The 1,631-nt window shown below is 73.3% G+C and carries 1 protein-coding gene; it reads right to left on the bottom strand.

The annotated features are described in order from the left end of the window. On the bottom strand, window positions 1-1,397 hold a 1,397-nt coding region (locus ACIQOV_RS40685; RefSeq protein WP_401056078.1), incomplete at its 3' end, for an RICIN domain-containing protein. Window positions 1,398-1,631 lie beyond the last annotated feature (234 nt).

Raw genomic sequence — 1,631 nt, 5'->3', positions numbered from 1 at the left:
GTGCCGGCGGCGGGTGCCTGGGTGACCGCTCCTCCGGCCCGGGCGGGGGAGGTGAGGGCGAGGCCGGAATTGGCGTTGGTGATGGTGTAGCCGCTGGTGCGGTCGCCGCGGACGCGGAAGGCCTGGTTGGGGCTGGACATCCGTGACACGTCGGCGGGGTCGACGGTGACGGCGGTGCAGTGGAACTGGATCAGGGGGGTGCCGGCGGTGGTGCTCGACCCGGTCACGTCCAGGCACTGGTCGCTGTGCACCGGGCGCAGGTTCCAGCCGCCCAGGGCGGCCCTGAAGGTGAAGGCCTGGTTGGGGTTCCCGGTGGGGGAGAAGCCGAGCAGGGGTGCCTGGTCGGCGACCGAGGAGCCGGAGACGTCGAGGTAGAGGCCGGTGGAGCGGTTCACGACGCGGTAGCGCTGGTCGAGCTTCGGGTCCTCGAAGCCGTAGGACGTGGGCAGGAGGTAGGAGCCGCGCCACGTCGAGTCGGCGTAGTACTGGCGCCGGTACCAGTCGGCGTAGTCCGGTCGGCAGGAGCCGCCGCGGTGGATCTCGTCGTCGTACGGGCAGTAGGCCTCGAAGACCTGCTGCTTGCGGGCCTGCGCCGGGCCGTCCAGGTTGGGGGCCGACTCCCGGGCCAGGTAGTCCCGGTAGTAGGTCATGCGCGGCCAGGTCCCGCCGCGACGGTTCAGGGCGCCGAGCAGCAGCCTGGTCGTCGCGACGTGGTCGGGGTGGAAGTTCCCGTCCATGGAGCTCCGCTGGTGGTCCGCCGACGGATCCTCGGTGTTGATCACGGTCGGCCCGTAGTCGTCGATGACGCCCTGGACGAAGGCGAGGACCTGCTCGCGGCTCAGCCGCTGCTGCACCGGCGCGTCCGCGCCCGGGACGGGCCAGGCCTCCCGGCCGTCCGCGTACAGCGCCCACAGCTGGCCCTTGAACATCGTGCCGGCGTCGTTGGACGCGGCGGCGTCGGGCACGCGCAGCTCGACCGTGGAGATCCGGCCGCCCAGCGACCAGGTCGTCGCCCGCACGCCCGCCGCCGAGTAGGGCGCGTGCTGCCAGTCGCCGGGGATGCCGGCGGCCGCCCGGTAGGCCTCGCGGTCGCCGGCCTCACGGCTTTCCATGTAGGCGTACTTGTCGGCGTCCGTGGGATGCGCCGCGACGTCGTCCCGGCTGTAGTACGAGCCGACCAGGAACAGGGTCCGCACGCAGACGTCGGGGTTCGCCAGGTCGTGGATCAGGTCGGGGGTCAGGAAGAGCAGGTCGTCGTCGTGGTGGGCGACCACGTCCAGCACCCGGCCGCCCGAGCACGGTGCGGCGGGCGCCGCGCCGGCCTGCGGGGCGGCCACGACTCCCGCTGCCAGCAGGACGGTCGACAGGACGCCGGAGACCCGGCCGGTGAATCGCACAATCTCCCCCTCGGTGCCTCGGTGCCTCGGTGCCTCGGTGCCTCGGTGCCTCGGTGCCTCGGTGCCGCGGGGCACCGGGCCGGGATGCTCCCGGCAGCACCACGCATCATCCGTCAACGCACGGACCGGCGGGGGCACGTCGGCGGGGTGTGGCGGGGGTCTCAGTAGCGGCCGGTCGATGGTGACCCGGTGTGACGGCGGCGGGCCCGTCAGCGATGCCGCCGAACCCGGGGC

This window comes from Kitasatospora sp. NPDC091257, from assembly GCF_044757675.1.
Taxonomy (GTDB): Bacteria; Actinomycetota; Actinomycetes; order Streptomycetales; family Streptomycetaceae; genus Kitasatospora; species Kitasatospora lactacystinica.
This window is presented reverse-complemented; position numbering and strand designations above follow the sequence as displayed.